The 15670-nt window shown below is 38.0% G+C and carries 19 protein-coding genes and 1 riboswitch; of the genes, 2 read left to right on the top strand and 17 right to left on the bottom strand.

The features are described 5' to 3' along the window. Positions 1 to 135 precede the first annotated feature (135 nt). From KVT27_RS07660 to KVT27_RS07620, 9 genes are all read right to left on the bottom strand, one after another. Positions 136 to 951, bottom strand: a complete 816-nt coding sequence (locus tag KVT27_RS07660) for a hypothetical protein (RefSeq protein WP_217581058.1) — start codon at positions 949 to 951, stop codon at positions 136 to 138. 19 nt (positions 952 to 970) lie between these two features. Then, complete coding sequence (locus KVT27_RS07655; protein ID WP_254636122.1) at positions 971 to 1120, bottom strand: helix-turn-helix domain-containing protein; 150 nt, start codon at positions 1118 to 1120, stop codon at positions 971 to 973. Between the two features lie 96 nt (positions 1121 to 1216). Next, positions 1217 to 2092: an SU10 major capsid protein gene (locus tag KVT27_RS07650; RefSeq protein WP_217581056.1), complete on the bottom strand. Its 876-nt coding sequence runs from the start codon at positions 2090 to 2092 to the stop codon at positions 1217 to 1219. A gap of 56 nt (positions 2093 to 2148) precedes the next feature. Further along, positions 2149 to 2604 carry a hypothetical protein gene (locus tag KVT27_RS07645; RefSeq protein WP_217581055.1) on the bottom strand — a complete coding sequence of 152 codons (456 nt, stop codon included), beginning with the start codon at positions 2602 to 2604 and terminating at the stop codon, positions 2149 to 2151. Between the two features lie 25 nt (positions 2605 to 2629). After that, a complete protein-coding gene (locus KVT27_RS07640; protein ID WP_217581054.1) occupies positions 2630 to 2908 on the bottom strand; it encodes a hypothetical protein in 279 nt (92 codons plus the stop codon). Positions 2909 to 2920: 12 nt separating this feature from the next. Further along, on the bottom strand, positions 2921 to 4165 hold the full coding sequence (locus KVT27_RS07635) for a hypothetical protein (RefSeq protein WP_217581053.1): 1245 nt from the start codon (positions 4163 to 4165) through the stop codon (positions 2921 to 2923). Positions 4166 to 4176: 11 nt separating this feature from the next. Then, complete coding sequence (locus tag KVT27_RS07630; RefSeq protein WP_217581052.1) at positions 4177 to 4503, bottom strand: hypothetical protein; 327 nt, start codon at positions 4501 to 4503, stop codon at positions 4177 to 4179. Positions 4504 to 5781: 1278 nt separating this feature from the next. After that, positions 5782 to 6006, bottom strand: coding sequence for a hypothetical protein (locus KVT27_RS07625; RefSeq protein ID WP_217581051.1), 225 nt, complete (start codon positions 6004 to 6006; stop codon positions 5782 to 5784). 62 nt (positions 6007 to 6068) lie between these two features. After that, the gene (locus tag KVT27_RS07620) at positions 6069 to 6977 is read right to left on the bottom strand and encodes a tyrosine-type recombinase/integrase (RefSeq protein WP_217581050.1); all 909 of its coding nucleotides are present in this window, start codon (positions 6975 to 6977) and stop codon (positions 6069 to 6071) included. A gap of 134 nt (positions 6978 to 7111) precedes the next feature. Then, positions 7112 to 7295: riboswitch (cobalamin riboswitch) on the bottom strand. A 396-nt stretch (positions 7296 to 7691) separates the two neighbouring features. Here KVT27_RS07620 and KVT27_RS07615 point away from each other — a divergent pair. Continuing rightward, positions 7692 to 8120, top strand: coding sequence for a hypothetical protein (locus KVT27_RS07615; protein WP_036125629.1), 429 nt, complete (start codon positions 7692 to 7694; stop codon positions 8118 to 8120). Between the two features lie 326 nt (positions 8121 to 8446). Here KVT27_RS07615 and KVT27_RS07610 read toward each other — a convergent pair whose 3' ends face one another. From KVT27_RS07610 to KVT27_RS07600, 3 genes are all read right to left on the bottom strand, one after another. Beyond that, positions 8447 to 9268 (bottom strand): DUF2785 domain-containing protein, encoded by an 822-nt coding sequence (locus KVT27_RS07610; RefSeq protein ID WP_217581372.1) that lies wholly within the window; start codon positions 9266 to 9268, stop codon positions 8447 to 8449. A gap of 167 nt (positions 9269 to 9435) precedes the next feature. Further along, positions 9436 to 9786 (bottom strand): YkgJ family cysteine cluster protein, encoded by a 351-nt coding sequence (locus KVT27_RS07605; protein WP_036145902.1) that lies wholly within the window; start codon positions 9784 to 9786, stop codon positions 9436 to 9438. Positions 9787 to 9875: 89 nt separating this feature from the next. After that, entirely contained in the window at positions 9876 to 10259 is a 384-nt protein-coding gene (locus KVT27_RS07600; RefSeq protein ID WP_008174827.1) for a PH domain-containing protein, read from the bottom strand. A 100-nt stretch (positions 10260 to 10359) separates the two neighbouring features. Between KVT27_RS07600 and KVT27_RS26620 the strand changes: the two genes are divergently transcribed. Beyond that, positions 10360 to 10611 carry a hypothetical protein gene (locus KVT27_RS26620; protein WP_225316203.1) on the top strand — a complete coding sequence of 84 codons (252 nt, stop codon included), beginning with the start codon at positions 10360 to 10362 and terminating at the stop codon, positions 10609 to 10611. A 202-nt stretch (positions 10612 to 10813) separates the two neighbouring features. Here KVT27_RS26620 and KVT27_RS07590 read toward each other — a convergent pair whose 3' ends face one another. From KVT27_RS07590 to KVT27_RS07570, 5 genes are read right to left on the bottom strand one after another with little or no spacing between them, the layout of a single operon-like run. Beyond that, positions 10814 to 11545, bottom strand: coding sequence for an ABC transporter ATP-binding protein (locus KVT27_RS07590; RefSeq protein ID WP_036145904.1), 732 nt, complete (start codon positions 11543 to 11545; stop codon positions 10814 to 10816). A gap of 12 nt (positions 11546 to 11557) precedes the next feature. Further along, positions 11558 to 12304, bottom strand: a complete 747-nt coding sequence (locus KVT27_RS07585) for an ATP-binding cassette domain-containing protein (RefSeq protein WP_217581049.1) — start codon at positions 12302 to 12304, stop codon at positions 11558 to 11560. Next, complete coding sequence (locus tag KVT27_RS07580; protein ID WP_036125620.1) at positions 12297 to 13109, bottom strand: ABC transporter permease; 813 nt, start codon at positions 13107 to 13109, stop codon at positions 12297 to 12299. The genes KVT27_RS07585 and KVT27_RS07580 overlap by 8 nt, the downstream gene beginning before the upstream one ends. Next, positions 13106 to 14074, bottom strand: a complete 969-nt coding sequence (locus tag KVT27_RS07575; RefSeq protein ID WP_036125618.1) for an ABC transporter permease — start codon at positions 14072 to 14074, stop codon at positions 13106 to 13108. Before KVT27_RS07575 ends, KVT27_RS07580 begins: the two co-directional genes overlap by 4 nt. Beyond that, on the bottom strand, positions 14064 to 15650 hold the full coding sequence (locus KVT27_RS07570; RefSeq protein WP_254636064.1) for an ABC transporter substrate-binding protein: 1587 nt from the start codon (positions 15648 to 15650) through the stop codon (positions 14064 to 14066). Before KVT27_RS07570 ends, KVT27_RS07575 begins: the two co-directional genes overlap by 11 nt. Between the last annotated feature and the right edge of the window lie 20 nt (positions 15651 to 15670).

The following is a 15670-nucleotide window of genomic DNA, read 5'->3' as shown; positions in this document are numbered from 1 at the left end:
TCTATCATATAATCTATTATCATACTATATTATATAATAACTGAATACTAATTTCAAATTTCATTTAGATTATATGATTACCCATTTTAGTAACCTCTTCTATTTTAAATAACAAAGGTGTAATATTTGCGTTTTCTAATCTAATACACTATCATAGATACTATAAGATATATTTTTCTTGCTCGTCATTGCGACACTGAATAACATATCGTTATTGAGTAGTTCTCTACCATCGTCTTTAGTGGTATACGCTGAATAGAACATTGCTCTAGGTTTAAATTGTCCTTGGGGAAGGTATAGTTCATATCCTAAATGTTTCTCAGCGCGGGCTTTTCTATCTGAATCAAATGTGAGAATACCATTGTCAAAGGTTAACTTCTCATCAATCTTAACCGCCTGTATATCGTTATAGGCGTTTTCTTTTTTGACTATATCTATTAACTCATGAAATCCTAACAACTCCATATACTTAAGCCAAGTACCTCTAAAGTAGTTATTGAAATAGCCAAGATGTGCGCTATCTATTGATAGTAAGAACCGCTTTCCATCATCTGTTGGCGGTAACGGTACGTCTAGTAATGACATGACTTGCAATAATGTACTAAATGCACACTTCTTTGTGTAATTGTCTTGACTTATCTTGAGTATTGCATTAATATTAGCACTGTTAGGGTTAACAGGACTGTCCCAATGGCTCATAGTTACATGATTGTCATAGCATTTCCTGTCACCGTGCAACGCTAAGTCAACACCGATATGTTGCTTTATATTCCAGTCAATCATAAAGAAACCTTGTCTAGTTGCATAACAATTCTGCTCATATCCGAACACTTGATTGAGTATCGAAATGCTTGCTTGACTATCCAAGTCATCAGTACCAACTAGAAAGTGTCCTTCATTGTACACTTTGCTCCATTGCGGAAATTGGTTGTATAAAGTTGTGTCCATCATATTATTTGAGTTCCTCTTTCTATTTGTCTATGATATACTGCTTATATTTTTGTTGCTTAATAGTGTCTAGTGATACTTTGTTATTCTCATATAGAGACAGTAATGATATAGAACACCCGATAAAATCCGCTAACTCTTTGAGCGTGATTTTCTTTTGTCGTCTAATCATTAACAGTTGCATTTGTTCCATGTAAGGTATTCCTTTCACTCAAATATTTGAATTAAAATAAAAAGGAAGAGAGGGAAAATCCCCCTCACACCTTAATTACTTCTTGATTGCTTCGTCAGTTAATAGAACAACCGCTTCTGGTGAGCCAACACGTAACGTTGTTTCAGCAATTACCATCGCTTTGTTAGAGTCGCCTGTTTTAGCAAGTGCCTCAACTTGTGCTTCACGTAATGGAGCAAGTGATAGGTAAGCATCATTGAATAAGATTGCAGATTGCTTTGGAACATCACGAGAAATCATGATATTAACGTTACCGAAGTTAGTTACATACACAGATACAAGAGAACCGAAAGTAGTTTCTTTTTGCGTGTAAGTTGTTACGCCTGCTAATGCATCGTCAATCATTTCTTTGTATGCAGGAGAAGCCAATAGGTAGTAATCCCCACCGTTTACGCCTGACGTGAACAATTTCTCCATACCATCTTTGATTAACTTTAGAGGGTTGTTAGTGAACACAAACTCGTTTGACGCTTCTACCCACTCAATTAAACCTTTCATCTTGCGTGGATTACCTGTCGAGCCATCATCGAATACACCATTGATTAATACACGCTCAATCTCTAATTTCAATTCTAGTAAACGGTCTTGAATTTCTTCTGTGAAGCGACCATTTTTCATAGCATCAGCAGTACCAGAAATAGCAACAGCACGAGCGAAGATTTGTTGAACGTTGTTTAATGTACGACGTCTTGATTGTTGGAACTTTGTAATGTCCGCCCCTTCTAATAAGTCGTAATCCGTATCAGCAGATAATTTCTTCTCTAACCATTGGAATAGAGTTGAAGTCGCTTTCTCAAAATTACCTTTGGACATTAATAGTGTTGTTAATGGCGTCATTTGTGGTGCTAATACCGCTAATTCTTTTGATACGTTGATAGTTTCTACTGATTGGAAGTTATTACTTTTAAACATAAATGATTATCTCCTTTGGGCTTAATAGCCATTAAATTTGTATTTGTGCGAGTAGATTATAAACCTACCCAATCTTTAAACTTAGCACCTAGCGACTTACTAACGTCACCTTTTGCAAGTGCTTCTTCTACTGTGTCAACCGCTTCACCATTCGCTGATAACGGCTTATATGAATGCTTTGCTAGGATTGCGTCAACAATAGTTTGAAGATACTCAACCTTTTCAGCACCATTTAAAGAACCAATATCGTTAATCTTGGAGAAGATTTCTAAGCCACGCTCACGTAATTGAGATTCAAATAGTTGTTGCTCAAGCGTTGCTTTTAACTCTTGAACTTCACGCATATTCTTCTCGTAATCCGTTTCGCCTACTTCTTCTACAACTTCTGATTGCTTCGAGTCCTTTTCTGTGCTAGTGTCCTCATTTTCCACAACCTCAGTTGATTCAACTTGCTCATTGTCTTGAGCCGTTTCTTGTACTACTACCTCTTCTTTTTGCTCTTGGTTTTCCATGTTACGGACTCCCCTTTCTTATCAATTAGACAAATACTACCTTTACAAATTGCCTGCATAACACAGGTGAATACTCATAGATACCTCTAAACTCAAAAATATAGTTAGTAGGCATACCATGAACATAGTCATAATAGTATTTGTTTCCATCTTGTTTGATTTGTGTAGCGCTAATTTGAGAGATTAGATTTTCTAACTCATCATATATAGTTAAAGACACCTCATTGGGATGAATAACCTTCCCTTGATAATCCTTGAACTCAACTAATAATCTTGCTGTATCATCTCTGAAAACTTGAGACATTCTATCAACTCCTTACAATATTCTATAGATACTAGATTGTGATACTCTGCACTCAGTATTTGAGCGACTTGTTATGATGCTCGTATAAGCATATACAGGCACGTTTCCACTAGATGGATAGATAGTATTACTATGCAAATCAACATAGTTTGAATTGATTGTTGCGTATCTCAGAGAGCGTTTTAGCAGTTCGAAACTTGTTGTTGCTTTCATAACATCAAAACTAGATACCACACGATAAGAATTAGTTTTCTTTGTGGTAACAGTAACCGTTGCACCTCTAGCAGTAACTAGTGTTCTAGTAGAATAGTGAAGTGAGTCAGTATAGGCAATTACACCCTTTGCAGTAATTGACTTAGATTGTGTCTTACTTTTGCCTATAAAACCTTTCGTAGTTGCTTTACGAGCAGTTACAGTTTTCTTTACTGTTACTTCTTTCCCTGCTTCCTCACTAAACTTAATAAGGACAGGATACTTACCTGTTGAATGGCTCCACGCATCACCTAACGGAATTTGCGAGGGGTCGTTTAGTTGTGCATCAGTTACATAAGTAGCACAACCCTTTGAACGGTCAAATTGTGGTAAGTTCTCATCTAATACATAAACCTTATAGAAGAATAGTGAACTATCCGCTTCATGACCGAATAAAGCGTCTGACTTAGCATCTATAGCGTAATCAGAGAATGAACCAGTAAATACACCGTCAGAGAATGAATATCCTCCAATGACTGTATTAACAGTTCCAAAAAATCCTGTGTTCCCTGCTCCACCTTTAATAGATACGTCAATCATACGTATATTTTTAATGTTAAAACTCCCACTCAATTGCTTAATTACAGAGGCAATTTGTGCTGTTTTTCCTGCATTAAATGAACTATTAACAATCTCTAAGTTATCAATAGTTGCACTAGTAACAGTACCTAGCAGAGCGCAAGTTCTATTAGCAGTTACAGAAGTTGTAGACAGGTTGATATTTTCATATCTAATATTCTTTAATACTGCCCCTGCTTGTAAGTTTGGAATCATTGCAATGTTTGCCACGCTAACGCCAGTAGCATTTTTCACTGTAAATCCCTTACCATCAAGAGATCCACTAAGATTCCTCGTTGCATTGAATGTGGAAACGTCATAGCCAGTGAAATCTATATCATTACCTAATACATAATGATTAGCGTTCGTATTGCTTGATATAACATTTCTGTACTCATCTGGCGTTGTAATGATATAAGGGTTTTGTAGTGTTCCAGTTCCTAACATGTAATCACTCCTTAATTAGAAGGAATGACTAGTTCAATTTCGATAGTTAAAGTATCGTTTGTATTTGTATAGGTAAACTCTGCAAATGCATCCTCTGCAATCTTATCTGTAGAAGTAGCAGTTTCATAAATTGCAAAGCGGTCAACTTTCTTCCCTGTTAATGAACCATCTGCATTATCAGCAATAACCTTATATTTAACCTTTTCATTTTCAATCGTGATAGTTGCGTCTGTATATTTTTTAACTGTTTCAGTGCCATTAGCAATTGCAATAACCTTAAAGTTATTCTTCATGTACTCACGTAACTTACCGTATGCATAGCCAGTAATTTCAGCCATATAAAACACTCCATTTCATATTTAGTTGGTGGTATGTATGTATTAAGTCAATAACTGTTATGTATAGAGGGGGTCGGTGTGACAAGTACCAACCCCAGAAAAGAGGAACCTATAATACGACAACCAATCGCATACAGATTTGATAACTAACCTAAGAATGCACCGACCAACCAAAGACAGTGCACTCTATTGGCTACTTATCGTAACCAACCCCATGTAGTAGTCGGAGGTTCACTACACGGGAGGGAATAGGGAGAAAATTATCATGACTAAAGGAAGTTTATAACCTTTACCAATGCATAAAACGGTTATACACTGGATGGAAATTATAAGTAGGGTTCCCTTATTGCAGATTTACACATGTTGATATAGCGGGCTTCGTGACCACTTTTTGAAAGTGTATGCTCTGACGCTTACTCTCCCAAGGAGTCTGTAGAATGAACTTTTCTATCACTTGAGGTAGTGTTCCTTTAGAGAGTATTTACACATGCAGTCGTATCAAGGGTTGAAAGGGTGTTTTTGAAAAAAGGTGCCTTGAGACCTACAGCCACAAGGGGTCTGTAGTTTTAACTTTGTCTTACATCTCCTTTATAGTTCCCTTGTATACAATTCATGAACCCTTGGTATATCAACGTTTGTAAGACCTTTTAAAAAATGAGGGCTGTGAACCCTTGGTATGACAGCGTTCTGTAGTTTTAACTTTATCTACCTATCTCTCCTTATGCCGAAGATAGGAAGTCAGTCACAGCAAGGATTGGCAACCTCATTTGCGAAACAATTCTTTCCAAAATGAGAACCCTTCCTTTAGGGAACTTTAGGAATCGCATAGCACCAACGTTTGAGAGCACTTTTCCCGAACATTTTTGATCAAAAATGAGGTAATTGACTCACTCAAAAATTTGAATGGGATGCAAAAATAAATTACCTTACATAGTTATATAGGGTAGTAGGTGGTAGATGATATATTTTACTCACCAATATTTTTACAACGCAAAGAAGAGAGAAGCATAAAGCCCCTCTCCTATTGCATGGATATCGTAGTGACGACTTGCCTATATTCAGTTGTAAAATTCCATAATATTTCTTTCTTTTTATTCTGCCACGAATGGCAGACGGTTATATATGTGAGAGCATATTTTATTTGTACTGAATGAATTCATCATATAATGAAGAGTGTCATTAATATCACTAGGATATGTGAAGTGTTAAAAATTGGAATAGAAGAGTTGTTGATAATAGAAGAGGACTAACCGATTATGGCTAGTCCTCTTTTTATTATTAATATTGTCGACCTGAGTTATTTGTTATTATTGGTTTACTTATTTTTTGTTCAGCGATAAAATCCCTTAAGTTATTTGGATGTGTTTTAATTGCTTCGCTAACCGACTCTGCATCATCTTGAATATTGTTTATCCCTTTTTTTCTAACATAATCAGCACATTTTTTTATGAATGAGTTAGGTTGCTTTTCCAAATATTCACTCATCTTTTGTTGTAAATCCATTCGTTTCACCACACTTTGACCATATTTGACTTAACAATATGTGAAATATTGTATATTGTCAACTAGATGTCCATATGATTTAACGGATTGTACTTTTCATTTCGCTCATTAAGGTCATGCCCCCACAATGCTAGATACTTCTCAGTCATATGTAAACTACTATGTCTAAGTATCTTCTGGAGGGTAAACACATCACCACCACTCATTAAGAATCTATGAGCAAAGGTATGTCTAAATGTGTGGGCTGAAAGTCGAACATCTTTGAACTGCATTACCTCTGACAACTTCTTGAATATACCCTTTGTTGCTTCGTAGGATATTTGTGTAGCGTCTCTGTGAGTGAAAACATACTCTGTATCCATTTCGAAGTAACTCGTCTGGTACGTTCTCCAATCAATCAAATTTTCATATGCTCGTTTTGTAAGTGGGACAGTTTCTTGTTTTCTACCTTTACCTATCACTGTGATATAACTTTTAGTTACGTCAGACCATTTGAGATTTCGTAACTCATTTAATCTGATGCCAGTACCTAAGAGAGTTAAAATAACTGTCAAATTTCTGTAAGCCGTAAATTTATGGTCTTGACGTTTCATGCGTCTTAGGTATCTGAGCATCAGACGAATTTGTTGGTCATTAAAAACTTCTATACGTGTTTCAGTGATTTGTTTCTTTAACTTGAGAGTGGGATTAGTATCTATAAATTCATTCTCATACAGATGATTGAAGAATGCTTTCAGATTCTTAACCTTGTTATTAATCGTTGTGGCAGAATTCCCTAATTCATCTTGGCAGTATCTAAGATATAATCGTAGCGTATTAGCAGAGACATTTGAGATGTCAGTGATGTCATTCATCCTTAACCACTCTTCAAACCCTTTAAAGAAACTCTTGTAATTTCTAAGAGTGTACTCAGACGTATTCATCAACTTACGTTCGTCTATAAAATCTTGTACTGAAAATCTAACCAACATAAAAACACCTTCTTAATTAGTATTAATAATTAAAAAAGTGTTGTCTACTATTACATATTCCTTAGCGTGTTACAAACCATTGATATATCTAGTCCGAACAATAATCGGATAAGGTGATTCCTCGTAGGTTTATGGTGTGTACTCGTAACTAGGCAGGTATCCTGACTCATGGTCATCACCACTTTTCCCCTTCCCATCATTTGACAGTGGTTGCTGAAAAGTCGCTCACATTTACAGTTGCGGGACAGTGTCGGATTCGCACCGACTTCCCTTTTAAGCAAATTGCACGCAATTTACACCTATTACTACACGCTATTCAATTGTGAAGGAATGCTGTGTACTATACATTCCTTATAGACTATTAAAATCAATTGTAAGGTAGTCTATTTCTGATGTCAAATAACATAAAATATTCCAGTTTTTTTATTATTATCTTGCCGTCTATTTAACTCAAATTGAAGAGACACTTTTTACTTGTTATTCTTTTGCCCCATAATGCGTTAATACGGCAAAATTACATGCTAAAATATCTGTAATAGATTCTACAAAAACAGAAGAAAGTCGACTGATACTATTTGGGTGCACTTTGCGGTAGACCTGTTTAATGGAATAATAATCCTGTTTACGTTGTTATAAAAAGAACGATACTATATGAATGTCAGCTTTAAAATAGCTACAAGAAATGTTTAATAGATATACATAGGAAGTGAACAATTGTATTATTTGGTAGTCATACTAGGATTATTATTTGTGATCATGGCAGTTATTGTATTTATTTTTATGTATGTCGAGAAAGAATTTCCATTTATAATGGTAGCTAAGACGGTTGCTGCATTTTTAGTAGGTGTTTTATTGTTAATAGTTACCGTACCAAGTCTAAAATATATTATTAAAAAAGACTATGATGTTATTCGTGGGGATTGTATGATTGAGGTTTCTTCTTCCGGGCGATCTGCTGAAGCAACGTTTAACATGATAGATACGGATGAACAATATTCCTTTACAGAAATACCTGCGCTAGATGCTTATGGAAAAGCAATCCCTTACTATTGTAAGGTGACAGTGACAAAGGACCATATGGTTGAAATAGGCTACGAAATTTATGAGTCTAAATCACATAAATTAATATTAAAATATAACTAGAGACGATTGTAGCCGCCTCTAGTTTTTTTGTCCAATCCCCAACAGATTGAACGTGCTTCATCATCCCACTTGAATAAATCTCACTAACATTTATGTACATAGTCGTATCATCTTCATATGGTGCTTACTTAAATATTTATGAATCTCACAAAAAAATTACTGTATCTGACTAAGAAAAGATTGCAGAAGTATTAATATGGAGTTAATTATTGATATTAAATCGAAAAATAATTTAAAAAAACGCTCTAGTATAAACTAGGCGCTCTTTTAAATGTCTTTTTAAGTAGTGGTGTATCAACTTCTTTTGGGAATGCCTCCACGATCTTTTAACGAATAGAAAATCTATTTAATTTTGCCTCCGTAGCAAGCATGACCGTGTGAAGCACATTCTGTCGGCTTTCTTGTTCTCTTCTGAAGTAGAGACTACGTATAAAATTCTTGTTGTTTACGCGGGTAATCACCTGACTACGACTTCTCGGCAAATTGCAACATTGCGCTAAGCTACTAATCCAATCTGCGATTTCTTGATGTGGAAGTAGCTCCTTGACAATTATCGCATCCACGATGTTGACCAATCGCTCATCATCCTCATCGCTAAAAATATGCCTGCCATTATCAAGCTTCTCAGAAATAGCGACAAGAATCTCACGCAACATGACGGCGTTGCACTCATTACACTGCACCAGCTCGGCAAAAACATCGGCACCGTGAGACGCGCTGTGAGCCCAGCCTCCTTCTGAAAGGTAACCTCGTAGATCCTTCTCTTCTTTATAGTAACGGAGCATTGTATGTAATAATTGCTCAATCTCCACTTGAGTGAAAAATGGATTTTGTCTATGGCGTTGGACAATCAAAGCGATAGGCAAGGCAGAGAATGTCCTTGTAAAAACTGACTGATCCTCCTCGCTGCCGATATGATAAAACAAATGGCTATTATCAGTCAGAACAGATAAGAGGCTACGTAACTCTTCTTCACTGAACCTATTCTCTTCCTTCATCCACATATAAAACATCGGATATATGAGATTATCTCTTAATTCTGGCTGTGGATCGCCGATATATTGAAGTAACAAAGGGAAGAAATCTTGATGCTGCTCACCTTCGCGCAACTGATACTCGTCCTTCTCTATTCTTTGCAAATCGAGCATCAATTTAGTTCTTATATCCTCACATGTTCTTTTTTCTTCCAACATAAAAATCCCCCTTTGGATAATCTTACCTAAGGTAGTAAAAACGAGCAACTTTTTTCTTAGATGAATACCTCTGACATGTCATCGTTGCTTCACCTCAAAGAAGGCTTTTAACAGGGAGCTAATTAGTCAAAATCCTTCCATCTGTAATCGATTGATAAAATGCCTACATGCTTTTCTAACGTAGAACTTTTCATTGTTTTCGTGGCTATTGCTGGATTTCTAAAGCAAGCCAGTTCTTGGTAATAACCAAACATGCGACAAATTTCTGGTCTTGCTGAATGAATACCACAACGATCTTTTTGTATATTGTAAAAAATGCATGTCCCTTCAAATTTTTGCTGATGTCTAAGTTCTGTACGCATTTTGACTGGCATTGATTGGAGTCTCCTTTTAATAACCTTCAGCTCCTTCTCCGTAATTGGAACCGGGCCACAGCACAGCCCCTTACATCCTTCACATGGTAATTTTCCCATCCTTACTCCCCCTTTCAAAGCACAACAAAAAAAGCCTCGCATAAATGCGGGCTTTAGATGTGTTTTGCTTTTGTTTCTATAGTATACCATTAATTTGAGCCTAAAACATACTGGGCTAAAACACTTTGCACTTTATAAATATTGGTCGCCTTATTGAAGTTTTTTTGGATGGGTAATGAACTGCCTGATACCCATATTTTGAGCTCAGCATCTAAATCAAATGTACCAGCCGTTTCTACTGAAAAATGGACAATATTTTTATAGGGAATGGAATGATATTCCGTTTTCTTGCCAGTCACTCCTTGCTTATCAATGAGGATTAATCGTTTATTCGTAAAAATAAATATGTCTCTAATAATTTTATAGGCATTTTTAATAGTTTCGTTTGGAATTAGTAAATCATTGACCTCCTCCTGTAATTTTTCAAAATTCACCTCGCTTGCATTGCCGATTAATCCATCAAATAAACCCATGCTTTATCCCCTTTCAGCTTTTATTTGTTTACTATATTATGAAGAGGACCGAGCTACGACTCCAAATTTTTGTATTATTATCGTGTAAGGAGGAGGCTTATTGCGAACACACCGATTCATTGCCATGTCCCTATTAGCCTCTGTTGTTTTAGGCTGTATGAATGAAGAGCTTGCAGGTGGGAAATTGGCTAAAATCAGCATTTCTAACAGCGTTGAATTTGGCTCTGTGCATAGTGCTTTTATGAAAGAATATGAGGATGAGGATTCTCTCAACCTATTCCATGAAGGAATGACGACAGCCGTGAGAACAGAGGGAATTGTCAATATGGCTGCACCACAATTTGACGTATAAGTAATGGATACGGCTGGAAGCCAATATGGCTTTCATCTTTGGTTAGGGGAAGTAGGTCAACATAGTACGTTGAGGAACGTAAAGGTTTGCCATACAATTTATAGCTCTCTGAGGATTTGATCGCCCCACTCAGATCATGGATACAAGAATAAAAAACACCTTCCATTCAAGAAAGGAAAGTGTTTTTCGGTTTATTTTCATTTTATTCGTTTTCTACGGCTTGAAAGAGCATTTGCGCATACTTGTCTGTAAAAGCAAAGCCATCTTCACATTTACGGCTCTCATCAACAATTTCACCCGATTTCATCACGTATATGCGATTGCACAAATAAGAAACTGCCTTTAAATCATGCGAGATAAATAAAATCGCCATGTTTTTTTCTTTATTTAAAGTCATTAATAAATCGATTATCTCTCGTTGAATCAAGCGGTCTAAGCTCGAAACGATTTCATCACATACTAATAGTTGAGGTTCGACTAAAATCGATCTAAGTAAATTAACCCGTTGTCGCTCCCCGCCACTTAACTCAGAAGGCAGGGCTTCTAAAATATCTGATGGGAGCTTTACCATTTCAAGCATTGTTTGTAGTTCACGGTCCGTGAAAGACTTGTGCGCCGCCTGTATGGGCTCGTGTAACAATTCCCTGACGGTCCACACGGGGTTTAAGGCAGCCGTAGCATTTTGAAAAATGATTTGGCAATTTTCATAAAAATACGAGCGATTTTGCTTCGTCATTAATTGATCTTCAAAAAACAGATCCCCTTTTTCAGGCTTTTCTAGCTGCATAATTATTTTGGCCAAAGTACTTTTTCCACTACCGCTTTCTCCCACAAGCCCTACGATTTCACCTTTTCCAACTGTTAGGTTTATATTCTTCAATATTCGCTGTCCTGCTCGATAGCTTTTATTCACCTGATCAACGTGAAGCAACAATGTCAACGCCTCCTAAAAATGATGAGCGACAAGCCGCTTCGTGTATGGATGCTTGGGCTCCTTAAAAATTTCCGATACTTGTCCACTTTCTACAATTTCGCCATTTTTCATCACCAGCATGGAATCAGCAATCTTAGCAACCCCTAAATCATGCGTAATGAATAGAATGGTCGTCCCAAGGCGGGTATGAAGTTTTTTTAGCAATTTGATAAATTCTTGTTGATGGAGCATATCAAGAGCAGAGGTCGGTTCATCTGCCATTAAAACATCGGGTTCATTATAGAAGGCGCAGGCAAGCATGCAGCGTTGTAGCATACCACCAGAAAGCTCAAATGGATAGCGTTGTAGCACATCCTCCGGTAAGTTTAATTCCTTTAAAATAGCCATGATTTTACTTAAAAATTCCTCTTCCTTATGTCCCACCCTCGAAGCCGTCAACCGATAGAGTTGCGGCTTCATTTTTTGAGTTGGTGAAAAACTATTCGTGGCATCCTGAAAAATGGTAAAGAAATGCTTTTTCCGCAGCTCCACACGCTCCTGTTCAGACATGGCCATGAGGTTCTTTTCATTAAATAAAATCGAGCCTTCCATACTTGCTCGTGCTGGCAGCATCCCAAGCAGAGCGGAAAGGGTCGTACTTTTACCACTACCACTCTCGCCAATGATAGCGGTAATATGCCCTTTAGGCACAGTAAAAGTCAAACCTTGAATAAGGGATTTGCCGGATACGCGAACAGCCAAATTGTCAACCTTAAACATGCGATCGGCTCCCTTCTTGTTTGAATGTACCTCCAATAACTTGCACACATAAAATTGTTATAAAAATTAACAGCCCAGGGAAAAGTCCTATCCACCAAGCCCCTACAAGTAAATCATTTTGCGCTGTGTACAGCATTGTTCCCCATGATGGAGTAGCTGGTGGGACACCAATTCCTAAAAAACTTAAGGAAACTTCGGTAAAAATAGCCCCAGCAAAATTAAAGATGGTCACCACAAATAACGCAGGGATACAATTACGTAATAAATGCCCAAAGAGAATTTTCCACAACGGCGTGCGGAACATTTTCGCCATCTGCACAAATTCTTGTTCCTTTAATCGGATAAACTCAGAGCGGACGATACGGGCCGTAACAAACCATCCAGTGATCCCCATAATCATCGCCATTCGCCACACACTGCCCTGCATAATTGCCTGTAGAGCTAAGACGATCACTAATGAGGGAATGGTTAAAAGGGCTTCGAGAATACGCATCATTACAGCATCAATGACACCGCCGAAATATCCGCTTATGCCCCCATAAATGATGCCAATTATGCTAGATAGCACAACGGACACAGTGGCAATGAGGAGCGTCACCTTTCCTCCTACTAATAAGCGCGAAAGAACATCTCTCCCTAGCTGATCAGTCCCCAATAAATGGATAGCATTCGGTGCTTGATAAATTTGATTCATATCCATCACATTCGGCTCAAAAGGAGCTAATAATGAGGAAAAAATAGTCGTTGTACAAATGAGAGCTAAAAGCACAAGCCAAAAGATCGGGTACTTTCGCTGTTTTCTCATACAAATCCCCCTCTTCTTAATCGAGGGTTCAAGCCAATCATCAGAATATCAATGACGAATAAACAGATGACCACAACAACGCCTATGATCAATATAGCTCCCATCAAAACGGGGAAATCCTTGAGCATGACGGATTTTACTAAAAGCTGTCCTAAGCCTGACCAACCAAATAATGTTTCGACCACAATGGAGCCTCCGAAAAATGATGGGATGGTCACACCAACATAGTTGATATAAGGAATGACAGCATTTCGTAAAATCATAGTTCGAATTTCACGTTCAGATACTCCATTCGCACGTGCCACTTGTACATAGTAGCTATGATTCTCTACTTTCACACTATCCTGCAAAAAACGGGCAAATATGCCAACATGGGAAATAACGAGGACTGTTAGCGGGAGTACCATATGATATAAACGATCCACGAACCCTCCATCACCTCGCACATCATTCATTCCCGAAGACGGAAACCAACCTAATGTTATGGAAAAGACCATAATAAATAATATGCCTAGCCAAAATGGGGGTATCGCGGAGCTAGCAATACTAAAGATAGAAAGTCCTCGGTCGAGTAATGAGCCCTCCCTCATGCCAGCCTGTAAGCCTAGCCAAATAGAGGCAATGGTTACTACGACTAACGTTAAAATAACGAGCTGTAGCGTATTCGGTAACCGCTCAAGTAAAATCGTCAAGACAGGTCTTCCTTCTTTAGCTGAGTACCCTAAATTACCTTGTAATGCTTCCCCCAACCAAGTCCCATACTGTAAGAGTACGGGTTGATCGAGTCCAAAGGCTTGTTCAATACGTTCCTTCTCAGCTGTCGTTAATGTTTGGGCATTACCTCCATAATAAGCTGCTGCGGGATTGCCAGGAGCGGCATGCATCATGAAAAAAGAGAGGAAGCTCACAATAATGAGGACAATTGTCCCCATTATCACTCGCTTCCCAAGCCATTTAGCGATCATTCCATTTCCACTCCTCGACATTCCATAAGAAGCCTGCTCCATGGTGACCTAAAATTCGCTCTTTAACACCGCTAATCTGTTTATCGATACCATAGACAGCATCCACATAAGCAAAGTAGGCAAACGGTGGGTCTTGAGCTAGCTCCTCCTGCAATGCCATATAGACCTTCTTACGTTGCTCAGGATCCACCGTAGTACGACCTTCTTCTAGCAATGCGTCTACTTTTGCATTGGCATAGCTGCCGTAATTATAGCCAGCACTCGTGAGACTGGATTCTCCAGAATGGAAAAGGCTGTACGTATGATGGTCTGCATCATATGGACTTCCCCATCCAACCATAAAGGCTTCTGTTTCTTCAATGACAATATTGCTCCAATCCAGTGCAGCCACTTTCACATCTGCCCCAACAGCTTTATAGCCCTCCGCCACATAATTGGCCATATTCACACGCACAGTATCAGTAATCGGCGCGGTAATGGTAAATGTTAATTTTTGACCATCCTTATAGCGGAAACCGTCATCAGCTAATTGCCAGCCAGCTTGCTCGAGCAGCTCATTTGCTTTTTTTACATCGTAAGTATAATGTTCGATTTTTTCATTCACAAAATTATGTTTTTGTAGTGGCGAATAAGCTTCTGTGCCGTAGCCATGTAAAATACCTTTTACGATGCCTGCACGGTCCGTTGCATAGCTAATCGCCTTTCTTAGTGAAACATCCTTCCAAATCGGATACTTCATATTGAATAGAACGCCGCGATAGTCAGCGGATTCAACCTCGTACATTTTTAAATGTTCTACTTTTGATAGTTCCTCAACCTGATTTGGATCAAGTAATGCAATATCCACCTCACCCGATTTTAGCTGTAAGGCACGCACATTGCTATCAGGAATAAATTTAAAAATGACTTGTTCAATTGAAGCTTTTGTACCATAAAAAGTAGGAAATGCTTTGAGTGTCAAGCTTGTCCCTTTATCCCATTGTTCAAACATATAAGGACCGGCACCGATTGGTTGTTGATTAAATGATGCAGTTCTCATTTCCTGTCCTTTGAAGGCATGCTTTGGCAAAATTGGCACAGTTAATTTGTCTAGCATCGGCGTAAATGGTTCATCTAATTGGAGGGTCATTGTCGTGTCGTCGATTTTTTTCATGCCCGTCACATGGATAAAATCAGATTTTAAATAGGAGCCGTTTGCATCGTCAAGAATACTTTCGATGGTGAAAATAATATCGTCGACTGTTAAAGCCTGCCCATCATGAAATGTCACATGATCATTTAACACAATTGTATAAGTCATCTGGTCATCTGATATATTAATACTTTTAGCAATATCAAATACAGGTACATTTTGTTCATCGAAACGCATCAAACCTCTAAATAAAAAGGCATCCAAATTCGTTTCCTCTAAAAGAGGGTTTAAACCTGCAAACTCTGACTCAGAAGCAAAAACAAGCTCATTCGCCTGAGAAGCTGTCGAAGCAGATGACTGTTTCTCCTCGCCTTGACTGGACTCTTTTGTACAGCCTGCAAGGCAAAGTATTATTAGAAGTATCCATACTGAAAACTTTTTCAATTCACTATCTCCTTTATCAC

The sequence above is a fragment of the Lysinibacillus sp. GbtcB16 genome (assembly GCF_019091145.1).
GTDB classification, from domain to species: domain Bacteria; phylum Bacillota; class Bacilli; order Bacillales_A; family Planococcaceae; genus Lysinibacillus; species Lysinibacillus fusiformis.
Note: the sequence above shows the minus strand (reverse complement) of the source record. Positions and strands in the feature narration are given on the sequence as shown.

What these genes read in the sequence shown, in the direction of transcription:
- KVT27_RS07660 (WP_217581058.1), bottom strand. Translation starts at nt 951, where the DNA reads ATGATGGACACAACTTTATACAACCAATTTCCGCAATGGAGCAAAGTG.
- KVT27_RS07655 (WP_254636122.1), bottom strand. Translation starts at nt 1,120, where the DNA reads ATGATTAGACGACAAAAGAAAATCACGCTCAAAGAGTTAGCGGATTTT.
- KVT27_RS07650 (WP_217581056.1), bottom strand. Translation starts at nt 2,092, where the DNA reads ATGTTTAAAAGTAATAACTTCCAATCAGTAGAAACTATCAACGTATCA.
- KVT27_RS07645 (WP_217581055.1), bottom strand. Translation starts at nt 2,604, where the DNA reads ATGGAAAACCAAGAGCAAAAAGAAGAGGTAGTAGTACAAGAAACGGCT.
- KVT27_RS07640 (WP_217581054.1), bottom strand. Translation starts at nt 2,908, where the DNA reads ATGTCTCAAGTTTTCAGAGATGATACAGCAAGATTATTAGTTGAGTTC.
- KVT27_RS07635 (WP_217581053.1), bottom strand. Translation starts at nt 4,165, where the DNA reads ATGTTAGGAACTGGAACACTACAAAACCCTTATATCATTACAACGCCA.
- KVT27_RS07630 (WP_217581052.1), bottom strand. Translation starts at nt 4,503, where the DNA reads ATGGCTGAAATTACTGGCTATGCATACGGTAAGTTACGTGAGTACATG.
- KVT27_RS07625 (WP_217581051.1), bottom strand. Translation starts at nt 6,006, where the DNA reads ATGGATTTACAACAAAAGATGAGTGAATATTTGGAAAAGCAACCTAAC.
- KVT27_RS07620 (WP_217581050.1), bottom strand. Translation starts at nt 6,977, where the DNA reads ATGTTGGTTAGATTTTCAGTACAAGATTTTATAGACGAACGTAAGTTG.
- KVT27_RS07610 (WP_217581372.1), bottom strand. Translation starts at nt 9,268, where the DNA reads ATGCTCGATTTGCAAAGAATAGAGAAGGACGAGTATCAGTTGCGCGAA.
- KVT27_RS07605 (WP_036145902.1), bottom strand. Translation starts at nt 9,786, where the DNA reads ATGGGAAAATTACCATGTGAAGGATGTAAGGGGCTGTGCTGTGGCCCG.
- KVT27_RS07600 (WP_008174827.1), bottom strand. Translation starts at nt 10,259, where the DNA reads ATGGGTTTATTTGATGGATTAATCGGCAATGCAAGCGAGGTGAATTTT.
- KVT27_RS07585 (WP_217581049.1), bottom strand. Translation starts at nt 12,304, where the DNA reads ATGTTTAAGGTTGACAATTTGGCTGTTCGCGTATCCGGCAAATCCCTT.
- KVT27_RS07580 (WP_036125620.1), bottom strand. Translation starts at nt 13,109, where the DNA reads ATGAGAAAACAGCGAAAGTACCCGATCTTTTGGCTTGTGCTTTTAGCT.
- KVT27_RS07575 (WP_036125618.1), bottom strand. Translation starts at nt 14,074, where the DNA reads ATGATCGCTAAATGGCTTGGGAAGCGAGTGATAATGGGGACAATTGTC.